Origin of the sequence: Pseudomonas sp. GL-B-26 (assembly GCF_019947405.1) — a bacterium.
In the GTDB taxonomy this organism is placed as follows: domain Bacteria; phylum Pseudomonadota; class Gammaproteobacteria; order Pseudomonadales; family Pseudomonadaceae; genus Aquipseudomonas.
The window spans coordinates 1-15,793 of the sequence record NZ_JAGYGJ010000041.1 but is presented as its reverse complement, the minus strand read 5'-3'; the positions used below and the strand labels follow the sequence as shown (position 1 = coordinate 15,793).

At 56.7% G+C, this 15,793-nt stretch carries 11 protein-coding genes and 1 pseudogene; 4 read left to right on the top strand and 8 right to left on the bottom strand.

Features of this window, described 5'->3' with window-relative positions; all coding sequences use genetic code 11:
• Positions 1-48 precede the first annotated feature (48 nt).
• From KGB23_RS22815 to KGB23_RS22795, 5 genes are all read right to left on the bottom strand, one after another.
• The gene (locus KGB23_RS22815; protein WP_317851627.1) at positions 49-1,206 is read right to left on the bottom strand and encodes a DUF6708 domain-containing protein; all 1,158 of its coding nucleotides are present in this window, start codon (positions 1,204-1,206) and stop codon (positions 49-51) included.
• On the bottom strand, positions 1,176-4,496 hold the full coding sequence (locus tag KGB23_RS22810) for a toxin VasX (RefSeq protein ID WP_223432688.1): 3,321 nt from the start codon (positions 4,494-4,496) through the stop codon (positions 1,176-1,178). Before KGB23_RS22810 ends, KGB23_RS22815 begins: the two co-directional genes overlap by 31 nt.
• A complete protein-coding gene (locus KGB23_RS22805) occupies positions 4,493-5,392 on the bottom strand; it encodes a DUF4123 domain-containing protein (RefSeq protein WP_223432687.1) in 900 nt (299 codons plus the stop codon). The genes KGB23_RS22810 and KGB23_RS22805 overlap by 4 nt, the downstream gene beginning before the upstream one ends.
• Positions 5,385-7,427, bottom strand: a complete 2,043-nt coding sequence (gene tssI, locus KGB23_RS22800; protein ID WP_223432686.1) for a type VI secretion system tip protein TssI/VgrG — start codon at positions 7,425-7,427, stop codon at positions 5,385-5,387. The genes KGB23_RS22805 and tssI overlap by 8 nt, the downstream gene beginning before the upstream one ends.
• Positions 7,428-7,558: 131 nt before the next feature.
• Positions 7,559-8,074 carry an Hcp family type VI secretion system effector gene (locus tag KGB23_RS22795; protein ID WP_150655443.1) on the bottom strand — a complete coding sequence of 172 codons (516 nt, stop codon included), beginning with the start codon at positions 8,072-8,074 and terminating at the stop codon, positions 7,559-7,561.
• 443 nt (positions 8,075-8,517) lie between these two features.
• Between KGB23_RS22795 and KGB23_RS22790 the strand changes: the two genes are divergently transcribed.
• Complete coding sequence (locus KGB23_RS22790; RefSeq protein ID WP_223432685.1) at positions 8,518-9,195, top strand: type 1 glutamine amidotransferase domain-containing protein; 678 nt, start codon at positions 8,518-8,520, stop codon at positions 9,193-9,195.
• Between the two features lie 79 nt (positions 9,196-9,274).
• On the opposite strand, the gene KGB23_RS22785 is transcribed toward KGB23_RS22790, so the two are convergent.
• The 3 genes and pseudogenes from KGB23_RS22785 to KGB23_RS22775 form a co-directional block, all read right to left on the bottom strand.
• Complete coding sequence (locus KGB23_RS22785; RefSeq protein ID WP_223432684.1) at positions 9,275-10,654, bottom strand: VOC family protein; 1,380 nt, start codon at positions 10,652-10,654, stop codon at positions 9,275-9,277.
• 262 nt (positions 10,655-10,916) lie between these two features.
• Positions 10,917-11,858, bottom strand: coding sequence for an alpha/beta fold hydrolase (locus tag KGB23_RS22780; RefSeq protein WP_223432683.1), 942 nt, complete (start codon positions 11,856-11,858; stop codon positions 10,917-10,919).
• 22 nt (positions 11,859-11,880) lie between these two features.
• A pseudogene (locus tag KGB23_RS22775) lies at positions 11,881-12,195 on the bottom strand (NAD(P)/FAD-dependent oxidoreductase); the annotation flags it as partial.
• Positions 12,196-12,434: 239 nt separating this feature from the next.
• Between KGB23_RS22775 and KGB23_RS22770 the strand changes: the two are divergent.
• The 3 genes from KGB23_RS22770 (at position 12,435) to KGB23_RS22760 (ending at position 15,582) form a co-directional block, all read left to right on the top strand.
• Positions 12,435-13,508 carry a diguanylate cyclase gene (locus KGB23_RS22770; protein ID WP_223432682.1) on the top strand — a complete coding sequence of 358 codons (1,074 nt, stop codon included), beginning with the start codon at positions 12,435-12,437 and terminating at the stop codon, positions 13,506-13,508.
• A gap of 76 nt (positions 13,509-13,584) precedes the next feature.
• The gene (locus tag KGB23_RS22765; protein WP_223432681.1) at positions 13,585-14,829 is read left to right on the top strand and encodes a M20/M25/M40 family metallo-hydrolase; all 1,245 of its coding nucleotides are present in this window, start codon (positions 13,585-13,587) and stop codon (positions 14,827-14,829) included.
• A gap of 450 nt (positions 14,830-15,279) precedes the next feature.
• Positions 15,280-15,582 carry a hypothetical protein gene (locus KGB23_RS22760; protein ID WP_223432680.1) on the top strand — a complete coding sequence of 101 codons (303 nt, stop codon included), beginning with the start codon at positions 15,280-15,282 and terminating at the stop codon, positions 15,580-15,582.
• Positions 15,583-15,793: the final 211 nt, after the last annotated feature.

The window sequence follows — 15,793 nt, the reverse complement described above, 5'->3', positions numbered from 1 at the left end:
GGTAGCCGATTATATTTATGCATCAAGGACGCGGCTCATCGTTTCCAATCAATTATTTATCGCTTCTTCTGTCTTGATTTCATTTAGGTTCGCCTTGAAGTACGTCATGAAATCTTGTCCCTGAGCAAATGCCTTTTCGATCTTGGCACTTTGCTCTTTCAACGCTTGGCTCGGCTTGGCCCACTGCTCAGTCGGTAGAGATTTTGACCACTCAGCAATGGAATCAGGTAGAGATTTCATGCTGAAACGGTGGTCCCATTCAGCAACCCAGTACGGAAAGCGCCATAAAGTGATTACATGAGTGAAATACCACCAGCCAACACCTAACGCGGAGCGCTCGTTGTGTTGGTACTCCTCAAGCATATCTCCCTGCTCTTTATCAAATGTATGGCGGCCTTCGTACGGTGCTTTACCGGGGCAGTGTTGTGGCCCTTTTTCCATGTAAACACGTATCGCCTCCCATTTACCCAAACCATGAACTGGAGTCATTACTCCCTGGTTCACAAAATGAACGGTATCAGTTTTAGGTTCGTCAAATGCCATGCCAAAGGTATAAGTACTCATGACGCCGACCCCAGTTACCCCCGTACTGACAGAAAGCCAGGAAACCATTTCTTCCCACGGTTGGATGACCGGTTCGTCAGACCCATTAGCAAAAAAACAGACTTCGCGGCGTTGCCTATTGAAGCGTATAGGGCGGGTACGGACTTTGGCTAGAGTAGTGCTGATGACAACATAGAGTCCCAAAACTGTGGCTCCTGCTGCTCCCCAAGCGCCGATTGCAGCGCCGGTGGGGAAAAACTCTATGAAAATATGTGTAAATGTTCTGCCATAGGGATCACCAAAACTCATTAGCCCGGCGATGAAGGGGCCGATTATCAAACTCACAATCAGTATGAGCATACTGCTTGCGATCATGACCCTGGTTTGAAATGCCTTATTGACGTTACTGCTACCGACGTCTAGGTAAGTGTCGTTGATATCAAGAAAGCTTCCCCCCAAATCCATTGGGATCTGGCCGGTAGGGACGGGTAGTGGCGAGAAAAACACTGCTTCGCCAGTAGTAAAACGTCGAGATTCGCCAGCGACGGGGCGCTGATGCTTGAGATTAAATTCATCGTTATTTGTTGATTTGGATGACATGTGATTCAACCGAAAAGTGGTGAGTCGGGCAGCTACAGGAAGTCGCTGTTGACCAATAGCCATGGGGCATCGGTTTTGCGCGACTTTAAAACAGAGACAGCTGAAAATAGCTTGCCATTTTGCGCGTTCAACGTCGTAGTTTCGAAGCGTTTCTCTCGGAAGGATTTATCGCCAGCAATGGGGTGATAGCGCAGGACGATAGCCAAACCATGTTGGGCGTTGGCTTCGTGTTGGAAAATGTCCATGCCTAATTTAAGCGGTTCATCCGGAGCACTGAGCAGGTTGAATTGATAAAGCAGCGGCTCGCTCCATGCCTCCCAATCATTTCGTTGGTGGTTTGTCAGCCAGTAAGCGCTCACGCCAAACTCTACATCATTTAGTTCACGAGCCGTGATTCCCGGTATGCGCAGTACCGCCATAGCCTTGTTGTTTATCGTCTGCAACGCTACCTGCGGTGCTGCCGTTATGTCGGCAAGCAGCAGGCGCTCCTCAATCAGACTGCGGTTGGCGCTCTGCTTACCCCAAGGGCCTTTTTGCAACCAAGTATCCAAAGCTGTTTTGTTGTTTCGGTTGTACAGCCACTCTCCGCCCAATTGCAGACCAGTAAGCACCAGGCCAATCAAGTTGGCTTTGGCAGCAATGCTCAACAGTTGACCACCCGCTTTGACCCAAACCAGTGCACGTGCCTGACTTACGGTGGTAAACGCCTCATAAATGGATTGGCCACTCCTGGCGAAGGCCCATCCATTGAGCGCAAGTTGTCCAGAGTCTCCAGCTAATGTCATGCTGGCGCCTGTCAACTTGGCACCATTCCCTGAACGTAGCGCCTCTGTCCATTTGGCAGCCGATCCTTTTTCACCATACATACCTGTTCCTGCGGCAACTGCACTGAATATGTAGGCAAATGGGCTCAATGCTCCGGTGATTTTCCCTAGCTTAGCGGCCAATTTAATTTTGCCGGCGGCGCTTGTGTAATTTTTGATAGCGACAGAAAGACTTGTAATGGCAATACCCTGTGCAGCAGCCAAACCGCCTCCTACCGTAGAAAATAGGGCGTTAAAGAAAGATAGGGTATCTGCGCTATCCCACACTGCTTTAGAACGTGCTTCGATAAAAACCTGGTAGAAATTTATCGTTTGCATGACAAATGCAGCCGAAGCAAACACATCGCCACCCACTGATTTGAAAACTTCTCCAGTCAAACCTTTATACGGACGCTTGAGCCGATAGTCATCGGCCATCCGCTCAAACTCAAGCACCTGAGCATTGTTAAGCCCTTTGATCTTAAAGGCAGCCTTACCCGGTCCGTCACCAACAGGACTCATGGCCTGAGCTACCCTCCCCTCAAGTGGAGCGACAGTTTGTTGAATGGCTTTGCGGCGAGATACCAAGGTTTTGTAACCGCCTTTTGGTGACCGGCCTTTACGTTCATCAGCCAGGGTTTGCCGAATCTGATTTTTCAGCGAGGTCATTTGCTGGCGCAGATCTGTCAGTTTGGCTATATCAGCTTTGAACGCAGCAATTTGATTCGCAGAGGCAAACTCCAACGTAATACCTCCCTTACCAAAGGCACGCAGAACATCTATCCAGGCCGAGCCAGGAATCCGGCGCAATACTTTTGCCGGATCTAGCGGCTGGCCACTGCGTAGCGCTTGCATGGCCTCATCCAGCGCTCCTGCCAGGCGCAATTGCTTTGCCGGCTCATACGCCGTATTGCGCAACTGACCGAGCACAATGCCGTTTTCACTCAATTGCATTGCTGCTGAGAGATTCTGAGTGAGCAAATTGCCAAATTTTCCGCTGAGTGCTTGGGCTCCCTGATAGTCGTCCTTGACCATATAGGTATCGCGCAGGGACTTGATGAAAGATGTGACCTTGGCGTGCATGTCCTTCTGATCAGTCAAGCTCAATGTGAAGAAGGTTGGTACCGTAAAACCCGGATGTTTCTCGATCAGATCGGCAAGCTTTTCAGTCGCTTTATCTGTCCGGCAAATGTCTCTCATACAGGCATATTCAGTAGCGAGAGTTGTGTCGAGTTGATCGCCAAATTTGGGGTCGAAATACCAGGCTGAGCGTTGGAAGCGTTCTTCACTGATCAGATTCGCGCGATCGTCACTGATCAGATCTAGACGTTTGTTCCAACGACTGAGTTGGGCGCGTTGCTGTTTCAGAAAGGCTTCCATAGCGGGCCGATCGATCAGATCGTTGATGCCCTGTTGTCCCATTTTTGCGCCGTCGAGCGCGTCATCCGCGTTGTCTTCGATGGTCTCGATCAGGTCTTCGTACTTGGAATGCAAAGGTCCAAGACTCGTACGCATCCGCGACTTTGAAGCTGCAATAGCCCCACTATGCGTACCTGCACCGGAATATTGGGTTTGATTTTTAACGTTGACGTAGTCGACGATCGACTGCCGCTGCTCTTCGCTTGTTTCGTCCTTGAGTTTGGCAAAACGAGGGTCGCTTTGAGCGGCATTCAGAATGGTTTCGCCAGTTACGGTGTACAACGATTCGATGTAGCAACCAAACACATACTTCTTTTGATTGGCTTCAGCGTCGCTCCAGTCACTGATCCAGCCTGTTACCAAATCCTGATGCTCAGCGAGATCGCGCAGCACACCGATGTCATCCTGTATCACCACATACAGATGGTCACGCTCGTTTTCTGCCTTGACTTGCTTTTTGAGCGTGCCCAACTGAGTTTTTTTGAAGTGAGGTGTTTGCTCCCAGAGATAGTCTTTGCTTTCCTCAGGTTTGGCACCCGTAACCGCCGGCTCTTTACTCGGCTGCTCCGCAACCTCCGCAATCCATTTTTTCGCCTGACTTGGCGTCAACAGATTGGCCGCGCCTTTCTCCGGATCAGTCTTGGTCAGGTCCACTGCCTGCATGAAGTATTCACGTTCAGACTTATGCTTGATGACCTGCGCGCATTTGGCGGCGGTCCATTGCACTTCGGAGTAGTTGACGTAGAGCTTGCTCAAACGCGGGAAGACCAGCACGGCTTCGCCCACGTTGCTTTCGCGTTTGTTGGCGGTGATTTCGCCTTTTTCCCACAGCAGTTGGGTCACGATGCCGTTCTGGATACGGTATTCGTGCATGACGGCTTGAGGTTTCTTGTCGACAATGACGTAGAGCCAGCCGTCGCGGATCAAGCGAATTCCCAGAGGACGTGAGGTGGTTTTGTACGGCATGGCCAGTGCACTGGATGGGTCGAGTCGTTCGACCAGGCCATAACGGAGAGGGATGAGCTGGATTTTGGCCTTCATCAGCGAGCAGCCGCCCAGGGCACACTTGCCGTCGTCCCGGCTTTTTGCAACGTTGTTCGGGCTTTTGCCGGTCGATGTGGGCGTTGTCATCCTTGGCTCCTTAGCAGGGTTTCAGCCCGTTCCTGGGCAATATCAGCGACGCGTTCGAGTCGCTGAGAGGGCGTTTGTTCCGATGGCGTTTTAAGTATCGCATCCAGGTCCGGATGTTCTTCCAGCGCTCGTTCACCGAGAAACCCGTGAATGTTGGCGTAGAGAGTGATGTCGAGTTCGGTGTTGAAGCCGCGATCATACGAGGTCGAGGCCAATGCGTGCAGGTGTTCCCAGCGCTGCAACGGCGTCGCTTGCGAGTGATAGGACGGAAAGTATTCGCGCATGTGTTGGTCGAGGCGCAGGACGATGCTGCGGAAATTCACTTCATCCAGTTGGCTGAGTTGCTCGTCGCTCAAGCGGTAGCGTTTGCAGTGGTTCGGCTCGGGGGCTTTGCCGGGGCGCTGGTTGATGTGCCAGCAGCCCAGTGCCGCGTCGGCGGTGACGATCTGCGAGCACGGGCCGAACAGGGTAGGGTCCTTGATGCTCTCGGCGTGGCTGAGCAATGCGTAGGACACGGCAGGGTCGGCGACGCGCAGCAGGACTTCTTCACCCTGAGGGTGCATGACGCTGGTCAGCCAGCGGAAGTGCTCGACCATTTGTGCCCAGGGTTGATCGCTGAACACGAGGTAGCCCCATTCTTGGCGAGGCTCAGCCAGAAACTTTGCCAGGATGGGATTGTTCTGCGCCTTTATCTGAACCAGACATGGCGAAACGTCGCCCAATTCAGCCCACCGGGTGCCGAGGTAGAGTGGCTCGAAAACCGGATTATCCGACCATTGATAAAGGTGTTGAGGCAGATTCTCGACGCTGACGCCATCCAGTAGCAAACTGACGGTGCCATTCCACGGCAGGCCTTGAGGCAACCCATTTTCCAGCGGCCACTCGGACTTAAGCATTTTGCGCCTCCAGTTTGGCCTTCTCGCAGATCGCGCAGATTGGCTTCTTCTGCATCAACGCTTGCCGCTGAGCGGGCACCAACAATTGGCCGGCCTTATCCGCATCCGCCTGCTTCAACGGTCCCGGCAACAATGGCGCCGCCCCCGTCCCATTCCCCGGACTCCCGCCGGAGTTCATGTTGATTACCTGCCCGCTCATGGTCACGCCGCTTGCATCAATCTTGATGAAGCTGCCGCCGCCCTTGAGGGTCAGCTCACTGCCCGCTTCGAGCACGACTTTCATACCGCTGCTCAGGTGGATTTCCTGGCCCGCTTCAATGAATTGCCCAGTGCCGACCTTGATGTGCTGGTTGACGCCCACGGTCAGGTGGTCGTTGGCGCGGGTTTCGACTTTACGGTCGGCGTAGACGGTGTGGTGTTCTTCGGCCTTGAATTCGCTGTAGCTGTTTTGCTCGACGGTGTCGTGGCGTTCGTTGCCGACGCGAATCTTCTGGTCGTGCTCGACGTTTTCGTCCCAGTCGCGTTGGGCGTGCAGGAAGATTTGTTCCTGGCCCTTTTTGTCTTCGATGCGCAGTTCGTTGTAACCGCCGCCACCGGGGGAACTCAGGGTTTTGAAGGTGCTGCGGGTTTTGTTCGCCGGCAGGGCGTACGGGACGACATTTTCCTTGTGGTACAGGCAGCCGCTGATCAGCGGTTGGTCGGGGTCGCCTTCGAGGAAGGTGACGAGCACTTCCATGCCGATGCGCGGGATGGCGATGCCGCCGTAGTGGGCGCCGGCCCAGGCGGAGGAGACGCGCAACCAGCAACTGGTCTTGTCGTCGGCCTGACCTTCGCGGTCCCAGTGGAATTGCACTTTGACGCGGCCGTATTGGTCGCAGTGGATTTCTTCACCCTTGGGCCCGGTGACCACGGCGCTTTGGCTGCCGAGAATGCGCGGTTTCTTTTGCGTCAGGGGCGGGCGGTTCGGCACATCCCACGGGGTGGCCTGGAAGCGGTTGCGGTAGCCCTGGTGGAAATCGTCTTTCAGGTTGGTGGTGTTGCTGGTGACCGACTCTTCCAGTACTTGCGGCTGTTTGCCTTCGTGGAGGATTTCGGTCAGCAGCCACAGGTCGTTCCATTTGGCTTTTGGGTGTTGGGTCAGGGCCAGGAAGTGGCCGCTGACCAGCAACGGCTGATCGCTTTTGCCTTCGGCGAGCTGGAAGTCACTGCGGTGACGCTCGAGGGCGCGTTTGGCCAGGTGCTTGCCGCGTTCGCGGTCGATGAAACGGCCGGGGTAGTCGTAGTCTTCGAGGTCGGGCAGGGCGTCGCCACGGTTTTCGCTTTCCAGGGTCAGGCGCGGTTTTTCGAAGTCGTAGTCGCGGCGGGTGGTGCGGCTGGTGCGGGTTTCCAGGCGCAGGTCGAAGCGCTTGATCACCGGGTTGTTGGCGACCATGCCGGAGTCTTGCTGGTAGGCCACGGCGGCGAGTTTCGGGAACACCGTCTGGTCATCGCCGAACACCAGCTTGTGGGCGTTGGCGCTGTGCTGAAAGTGGTAGTGGATACCTTCTTCCTCGCACAGACGCTGGACGAACTGCAGGTCCGATTCATCGTACTGAACGCAATAGATGCGCTCGGGATAAATCGCCCCGACTTTGAATTCGTAGGCATTGCTTTGGATGCCGTGCTCTTCGAGGACGCTGCCGATGATTTTCGGCACGTTGAGGTTCTGGAAGATGCGTTGGTTGATGCGGTGCGCCAGGTAAGACAGTTGCGGGCGCAGGGTCACCGCGTAGCGGGTCAGGCGTTTGCCGGAATCACCCTGGGCGGCGCGGTAGATCTGGCCATGGATGCCACTGCCGTCAGGCGAGAGCTGCAAGAAGGCCGGTTTGTGCAGCAGGGTCTCGAGGTCCAGGGACGGCTGTTCACTGACCAGCTCCACCTCAAACACAAAAGGCTGGCTGATGGCTTCCCGACCTTGCAGGGAAAAAACCTGGAAGTCGCTGGAAAGACCTTCGATGGTCAGGGCAAAGTGAGTTTGATTGGCCGGCGCGAACATCCCTTGTTCCTCGTGCAGTGCTGCGGCGCTCGCCTGCACCCAAACGGGCGCTTGCGGACGCGAAAATTCCTGGAAGGCGCAAATGACATCGACCAGCAGAGCTGGCCGATGTTTGGAACCGTCAGCCGCGATTAAGCGACTGGAACACGCCAGTCATCGGAACCCGAAGTACCGGATACTTCGTGGGTCCAGGTGATTTTGCGGTAGGTGAATTGCACTTCTTCCAGGTGAGTGAAGTGCGAGTTCGCCGGGTCCTGGCAGTTGTGCATTTTGTTGTTGATGGCGACGATGATCGCGTCTTCCAGTTTGGTGGTGTAGTAGTGCTCTTGGGTACCTTGAGCCGAAGTGCGGTACCACTGGATAACGATTTCGCTCATGCGCTCGCCGGAGGTCAGCGCCGCTTGCAGCAGTGGCGAAGACTTGTCGTATACCTTGGTGATCACGACTGGCTTGTGAACGCGCTGACCGGTCGGTTGGCCGGACTGTGGGTCACGCGGGATGATCACGTCGTGGCTGAAAGCCTGAACCATGACCTGGTCTTCGTGACCTTCCTGGTAGGTGTTGCCAACCGAGTCGGCGGTGAACGCGCCGGCAGTGATCAGACCTTGTTTTTCGCCAGTGACGGACATGTACGCTGGTGTAGCCATGGATGTGCTCCTTGCTAAAAGTTAGGGTGCCCGGGAGGCGGTATCGCCCGGTGGGTGGCTGACTGTTATCAAGGTCCGTGCCAGAAACGGTGAAGGCTATATAAATCAGGTGGTTGAGAGGTTTTTCGGTGCTCGCGGAGAATCTTCGGCAGAGATCGCCGGTGAATGTGCGCAAGAAGTTGCGCAGTACTGCGCAACTTCTTGCGCACTTGGCTGGGGGCCTGACAGGCCGGGCGATCAGTCACCCGGGAAGGGCTTTCGCAGTGATGAGTGCGCAACTTCTTGCGCATCAAGGCGGTTAGCCATCATTCGGTGACCCATCGTCTGATTGGCCGAAAACCGGTAGCAGAACCGCTAGGGTGACAGGTGCAACGAATGCTGCAGCCTGGAGGTCAAACTCAGCGCCGAGATGAATGAACATCTGCGAACTCAAGGAGAACGACATGAAAATCCTGATGGTTCTAACGTCACACGATCAATTGGGTAACACGGGCAAGAAAACCGGCTTCTGGCTGGAAGAATTCGCCGCACCGTACTTTGCCTTTAAAGACGCCGGCGCTCAGTTGACCCTGGCCTCACCCAAGGGTGGTCAACCACCGCTGGACCCAAAAAGCGACGAGCCTGACGCGCAAACCGCGGCCACCGAGCGCTTTCGCAAAGACCCCCCCGCCCAGTCCGCATTGGCGTCTACCGCTCTGCTGAGCAGCGCGAGGGCTGAAGACTACGACGCGATTTTCTATCCGGGCGGGCATGGCCCGCTGTGGGATTTGGCCGAAGACAAAATTTCGATCGCTCTGATCGAGGCGTTTTACAAGGCAGGTAAACCGGTCGCGGCCGTCTGCCACGCACCGGGTGTGTTGCGTCACGTCAAGGGCGCGGACGGTCAGCCGCTGGTCAAAGGCAAGCGCGTGACGGGGTTTACCAATTCAGAGGAGGAGGCTGTGCAACTGACGAAGGTTGTGCCGTTTCTGGTGGAGGACATGCTTAAGGAGAAGGGTGGTGTCTATTCCAAAGGTGCTGACTGGGCGAGTTATGTACTCACTGATGGTTTGCTGATTACCGGTCAGAATCCGGCCTCGTCCGAGGCTGCTGCTGAGGCGTTGTTGGCGAAGCTGAAATAGGATCAAAAGATCGCAGCCTGCGGCAGCTCCTACACCAATCTCTGTAGGAGCTGCCGCAGGCTGCGATCTTTTCAACGTGTCATCGCGTAATAGCGGCGAAACATTCCTCGATCGAGCGCCGCTGCGTCTCGGCATACAACGCCAATTCATCAATCGTCGATCGCCCCAGCGCCTTCTCGAACACCTGCTGGTTCGAATGCACGCCATAGTGGGTTTGCGCTGCATCCCCCAGGTTCGACTGAAAAATCCCCGCAGCGCTAACCGGCAGAAAATCTTCGTACACCAACGGTTCAACCCGCAAATACCCGCCGCTGAGCAGATCCTCCAGGGACCACGATTTCAGCTCATCGGCCCCCAAGCCTTTTTCCGTGACGAAGTAGCGAAAGTACGCCAGTTCCTGTTGGCGCATGCCCTCAACGGTGTCAGGGAATTCTGCAAAGTGCTGCACCATCAGCGCGTTGTAGCGAGCGGCGTTGGCTTCATTGGGGAAGTCTTTCAATTCATCCCGGGCCGCGTTGAGCAAACGGTCGTAAAGCGCCCGGCCTTTGGGGGTGAGCGCGGCGCCGCGTTGCTCGATTTCGCCGAAACGGGCACTGTGGCTGCCACGATTCTCGGCTTGATCGGTGAAGGCGACAGGCTCGTCCAGCGCCTTGAAACTGGTCTGGCGCAGCAGAATCGGGCACTGACGGCGGGGCGGGCCTTCGATCACCGCTTTGGGGGTGATGCCGTGGGCAGGCATTTGCGCCTGGACGATGTCGATGTCGAGGGTGCGCGGCGTCAGGTGGTTGATATGCGGACCGGTGAACGCCACCACGTCGGCGATCAGGCGATGCTGGGCGCTGAGTTTGCGGTACTGCTCGGCGGTCACGGTGGCGGTATGGTGCCAACGGAACGTTTCCAGCGCCTGCTCGACGAAGTCCTGGGCCTCCTGTTCGGTGAGGCCGCCCTGGGTTTCGGCGCGATCGATGAGGGTCAGCGCAGCGGGCGTGAAGATCGAACGCTTGTCCAGCACCGATTGGGCGAACGCTCGCAGTTCCAGCTCTTCGATCAGTTCCAGGCGCAGCAGGGAGGTGAATACCCGAAACGGGCTGACCTGCAACGCCGCCTCATGCACCGCGCGAAAAGCCGTGGAGTGCACCGGTACGCCGGCCGGGGTCAGGTCGTAATAACCCACCGGCTGCATGCCCATCACCGCAAACAGCCGGGCGAGGGTGGCCAGTTCATCGGCGGTGCCGACACGGATCGCGCCATGTCGCTCCAGGTCCAGGCGCTGGATTTCACCGGTGCTGTTCAACTGTCGGGCGATCTGTGGATCGCTGTCCAGCACGTGACGGTTGGTCTGTTCCACCAGTTCCATCAGCGCGCCGTACAGCGGCACTTCTTCGCGGTACATGTCGGACATCGCTTTGGAAAAGCGTTGGCGGATCAGGTCAGGGCTGACGAAGTTCGGGTGACTCATTAAAGAATTCCTGATGCGGTGACGTAAAGGATGCGGGAAAAGATCGCAGCCTTGTGCGGCGCCGACAAACGAAGAATCTTACGGACTTCATTCTGCAAAGGACTGCTGGTTGTAGCAGCTTGTAGCAGCTGCCGAGCCTGCGAGGCTGCGTTCGGCTGCGAAGCAGTCGCAAACCCTGTATGCACGTTCCTTCTGACACACCGCAGTGGCTGATTTCACGACTGCTTCGCAGCCGAACGCAGCCTCGCAGGCTCGGCAGCTGCTACACAGGAAGTTCCGAACGCAGCGATGCCAAAAATTCCCGATACAGCCGCGCCGTGTTCGTTGGTTGCTCCACCATCGGCATATGGCCGGTGTGGTCCCAGACTTCCACTCGCAGATCGGCGATGCCTTTGCTCCAGATCGCCACGCTGCTGACATCGATCAAGCGGTCCTTGTGTCCCCACAGCAACAGCGCCTGGCACTTGATGTCGGGCAGTTTCGGCTCCATCGGCGGGCTGGCGCGCAAGTCCCTGAACATTTCTTCCAGCTCCTCGCGTTGCTGTTCATAGCGCTGAGCGATGGCGTCCAGCACCACCTTGGGTACCCACGGTGGTTCGGCCATGGTCATGGCATAGAAGCGCTGGAATTCTTCCCGTGAATGAATCAGGAACGGGTTGTGGCCCTTGGCCAAATGCCGCTCCAGGTCGCTGGCTTCGGGGGCGGTGACCCCCGCCGGGTCGATCAGGGCCAACGAAACAATTCGATCCGGGTACGTGGCCGCCAGCCACGCTGCCATGTAACCGCCCATCGAGTTGCCGATCACATGGACTTTCTCGACGCCGCAGACATCGAGCAACTGGATCATCCGCTTGGCCTGCAAGGGAATGTCGTAGCCGCCTCCCGCTTTGAAGCCCGTTTCGCCATGGCCGGCGATGTCGGGGATGATCACCCGATAGTTGCCGACAAAGTGCCGGGCAAAGCGCAGCCAGATGTTCTTGTCGGCGCTGTAACCGTGGAGCATCAGCACGCTGCTGGACGCTTCATACGGCCCGCCTTGCCAGGTCGAAACGGTCATTTCGGCGATCGGCACGACAATTTTGTGCAGTCCATACAGCTTGGCTTCTATCGACATGTTCAAGTCATAGAGCCAATGACCGATGGCCGGGTAACTCAACCAGCTCCAGGCCACGAAAACTGCGATTGCGACAACCAACAAAAGCATCAGGCATCTTCCTTTTACGTGATCAGGACAGAATGTGATCGGCGGGTTTCAGCGCCCTGGTCAACCGGTGATAGCTGAAATTGAACCCCGGAAACATCGCAATCACATGACCGCTCTTGCTTTGATACCAACTGTGGCAGCCCCCGGACTTCCATACGGTGCGTTCCATTTCCCTATGGATCATTTCAGTGTAGGTACGTTCTGCTTCGGGGCGTACTTCGATGCTGCGCAAACCGTGTTCTTTTAACGTGCGGATGCAATCGAGAATGTAGTTCATCTGAGACTCGATGATGAACAGCGCCGAGGTGTGGCCGATGCCCGTGTTGGGGCCGGTGACTGGCCGCCAAAACCGCTGCCGATGATCAACACTTGAAAGGTTTGCATGGGCCTCCTTTTTATCGTTATTGATCGAACCCTCCTTTCATGTATAGCCAAACATCGGGCGCTCGCCTCATGGCTATGCCTTGGTATTCAGACCGCCAGCCGGTGATGGCTATTTGCCGTTGCCCTGATAGACTCTCACCACACTTGAAACCCTTGTGTTTTCAGGTTCCGTTCTGTGGCGCAGAGGCCTCTATGGAAAAAACGGGAGGAAAAGGACTTTCACTGGCCAGGAGGCTCTATACATCGCGAACCCTGGGCTTGGCTTTGGGGCTGTTGCTCGTGAGCGCGGCGATGTATCCACTCAACCCTGCACCGTGGGTCTGGGTGGTGATGCTGCTCAACGCCATACTCTGGCCGCACCTGGCTTATCAATGGGCGCGCCGCGCGCCAGTGCCTTATCACGCCGAACACCGCAACCTGCTGGTGGATGCCTTCCTCGGCGGCTTCTGGGTCGCCGCCATGCACTTCAATCCGCTGCCGAGCGCGACGACGCTCGGCATGATGGCGATGAACAATGTGGCCATTGGCGGTTTGCGTTTCCTGTTGGCAGGAACCGTGGCGCAGATTCTCGGGATGGGCGTCGGACTGCTGATTTTCTCCCCTGCCTTCATCCCGCAAACCAGCCAACTGCAGATGTATGCCTGTTTGCCCTTGATGTGTTTGTATCCGCTGGCGTTGGGTTGGATCTGCTTCCGCCAGGCCCACACCCTTGGCCGACAAAAGCGTGAATTGCTGGCCCTGAGCCGCACCGACAGCCTCACCGGCCTGCTGAACCACGGCGCCTGGAAGGATCAACTGGAAGTCGAATTCCAGCGTTGCAAACGTCAGCAGCAGGGCGGGGCGATTGCGCTGATCGACATCGATCATTTCAAATCCATCAACGACACCTACGGCCACGTTGCCGGGGACATCGTCTTGCGTCAGTTGAGCAAAATGCTCAAGCAGAACTTACGCGCGGCGGATGTGGCCGGGCGCTACGGTGGCGACGAATTCTGCGTGATCCTCCCGGACCTTCCGCTCTCGAGCGCTGCGGCCGCCATGGATGCCCTGCGTGATCGCTTCGCCACCTTGGGTTATGAGCAGAGCCCGGCGCTGACAGTCAGCCTGAGCATCGGCCTGGCCGCTTTCAACCCGGCCCACACCGACGCAACCCAGTGGCTCAACGACGCCGACCTGGCGCTCTACGAGGCCAAAGCCACCGGTCGCAACCGCGTCATCTGTTGCGGCGAGGACGAACCGCATCGCGAATTACTTGATTCGGTGTGAAACGTGATCGGTCTAGAGCCTTGCGCCGTAGTCAGGTAGGGTGTTTTTCACCCCGACACGAAACAAGGATCGATTCATGACGTTCAACCGCCCTCGCTCCCTGCTGGCCACCAGCCTTGGCCTGACCCTCGCCCTCGGCGCTTTCGCTCCCGCAGTTTGCGCCGAACCGCACAAACAAGTCCTCGCCGATTCCGAACAGTACAAGGGCGAAGCCCTGAAGTTACTGGAACGTTTGGTGAACATCGACTCCGGTTCCGGCTATGAACCGGGCCTGACGAAAGTCAGCGACATCGCCATCGACGAACTGAAAAAGCTCGGCGCGACTATCGAGCTTGTGCCCAATACCCCGGACAAAAGCAGCCATGTGATCGCGACCCTGAAAGGCACTGGCAAGGCAAAAATCCTGCTGATGGCGCACATGGACACTGTCTTCAAGGAAGGCTCGGCCGCCGAGCGTCCGTTCTACATCAAGGACGGGCGCGCCTACGGACCGGGCGTGATGGATGACAAGGGCGGCATCGTTGCCGGGATCTACGCGCTGAAAGTCTTGAAAAACCTAGACTTCAAGGACTACGCGCAAATCACCTTCCTGCTCGACGCCAGCGAAGAAACCGGCTCGGACATCGCCACCGACCTGATCAAGAAAACCGCCAAGGCCCACGACGTCACCCTCAACCTCGAACCCGGCCGCCCGGCGGATGGCCTGGTGGTGTGGCGCAAAGGCAGTGCCACCGCAGTGGTCGAGATCAAGGGCAAGGCAGCTCATGCCGGTGTCGCGCCAGAACTGGGACGCAACGCCGCCATGGAAGCGGCGCACCAGATTCTGCAGCTCGGCAAACTGGGCGACGCGGAGAAGAAAACCACCATCAACTTCACCGTGCTCAAGGCCGGCGACCGCACCAACGTCATTCCGGATCAAGCCACCGCCAAGGCAGACGTGCGGGCGGCGGTGCCGGAAGAGTTTGACCGGATCGAGAAGGACCTGGCGCGGGTTTCGAAAGACAAGCTGATTGCTGACACAGAAGTCACCACCACACTTCAGCGCGGATTGCCGCCGATGCCGCAAACGCCGGAATCCGATCGGTTGATGGCCATGGCTCAGGGGATTTACGGGGAGATTGGCCGTAAGTTGACGGAAGAGGGTAGCGGTGGTGCGGCGGATGCCAGCTTGTCAGCGGGTGTGGGCACGCCGACGCTGGATGGGTTCGGGATTGTTGGCGGCAATATTCATACGCCGGAGGAATACGCGGAGGTTGAGAGCGTGGCGCCGCGGATTTATCTGTTGTCTCGGATGATTATGGAGTTGGCTAAGGCTCACTGAATCGTGTGCGATTTGGGGGTGGTGATGGGTCAGTTGGATCGACCCCTCACCCTAACCCTCTCCCCAAGGGGGCGAGGGGACTGACCGAGTTGTTTTGGCTATTTACTGCGACCTGAGAGATTGAGTCGAACTTGGATTCGGCCAACAGCAAATCACTTAAAAATCGCATTCAACTCGGTCGTTCACGTCGCCGGATTCCTCAAGAAACCCACGGTCAGTCCCCTCGCCCCTCTGGGGCGGTCCGACGTTTCGGGAGGGTTAGGGTGAGGGGTGTTTCTCAAGCCGGACACCGCCGCCAAAACCACCCCACAACTTTCCAAGACGTTTCCTACAACGTACCCTGTTGCCGCGTTTCAGCATCGACCCTTATAGTTGCGTCTCGCGGCAACTCTCCGCGACGATCTTGGCCGGTCGAACACCAGGAAAACTCATTAATAAGGAGCTACCAATATGTTCGACCAAGTCATGCCCCGTTACCTCCCCATCGACACCTACGACGCCGAAACCCCGGTGCTCTTTATCAACACCCACAAAGAACTCAGCGACATCGCCGCTTGCGCTGCGCATCGCTTCACCGTGGTTCGCGATCTGGCTGACACCTTGTCCAGCCTGAACCTCAAAGACATTTCCGATTGCGATCTGATACGCGTTACCCGGGCGTTTCATCTGCTGATGCGCGAAGGCTGCGCGATGCTGAATGTGGTTCAGGCGCGGGCGTTGCAGCGGGAGGTGGAGTTCAAAACCGCGGTGTAGGCAAGATCAAAAGATCGTCCGAACGCAGCCCGAACCTGCGGCAGCTCCTACAGGGTGTACGCCATCTCAATGTAGGAGCTGCCGTGTAGTGGTCGAATATTTTTGGACCATGATGTAGGAGCGTCGACTTTAGGAATCATCATGGGATATCGGGTTGTTACATCTGAGGAAAAAGCGGAGGCGATCCGTTTGGTTGTGGAGATGGATTACT

What these genes read in the sequence shown, in the direction of transcription:
- KGB23_RS22815 (WP_317851627.1), bottom strand. Translation starts at nt 1,206, where the DNA reads ATGGCTATTGGTCAACAGCGACTTCCTGTAGCTGCCCGACTCACCACT.
- KGB23_RS22810 (WP_223432688.1), bottom strand. Translation starts at nt 4,496, where the DNA reads ATGACAACGCCCACATCGACCGGCAAAAGCCCGAACAACGTTGCAAAA.
- KGB23_RS22805 (WP_223432687.1), bottom strand. Translation starts at nt 5,392, where the DNA reads ATGCTTAAGTCCGAGTGGCCGCTGGAAAATGGGTTGCCTCAAGGCCTG.
- tssI (WP_223432686.1), bottom strand. Translation starts at nt 7,427, where the DNA reads ATGTTCGCGCCGGCCAATCAAACTCACTTTGCCCTGACCATCGAAGGT.
- KGB23_RS22795 (WP_150655443.1), bottom strand. Translation starts at nt 8,074, where the DNA reads ATGGCTACACCAGCGTACATGTCCGTCACTGGCGAAAAACAAGGTCTG.
- KGB23_RS22790 (WP_223432685.1), top strand. Translation starts at nt 8,518, where the DNA reads ATGAAAATCCTGATGGTTCTAACGTCACACGATCAATTGGGTAACACG.
- KGB23_RS22785 (WP_223432684.1), bottom strand. Translation starts at nt 10,654, where the DNA reads ATGAGTCACCCGAACTTCGTCAGCCCTGACCTGATCCGCCAACGCTTT.
- KGB23_RS22780 (WP_223432683.1), bottom strand. Translation starts at nt 11,858, where the DNA reads ATGCTTTTGTTGGTTGTCGCAATCGCAGTTTTCGTGGCCTGGAGCTGG.
- KGB23_RS22770 (WP_223432682.1), top strand. Translation starts at nt 12,435, where the DNA reads ATGGAAAAAACGGGAGGAAAAGGACTTTCACTGGCCAGGAGGCTCTAT.
- KGB23_RS22765 (WP_223432681.1), top strand. Translation starts at nt 13,585, where the DNA reads ATGACGTTCAACCGCCCTCGCTCCCTGCTGGCCACCAGCCTTGGCCTG.
- KGB23_RS22760 (WP_223432680.1), top strand. Translation starts at nt 15,280, where the DNA reads ATGTTCGACCAAGTCATGCCCCGTTACCTCCCCATCGACACCTACGAC.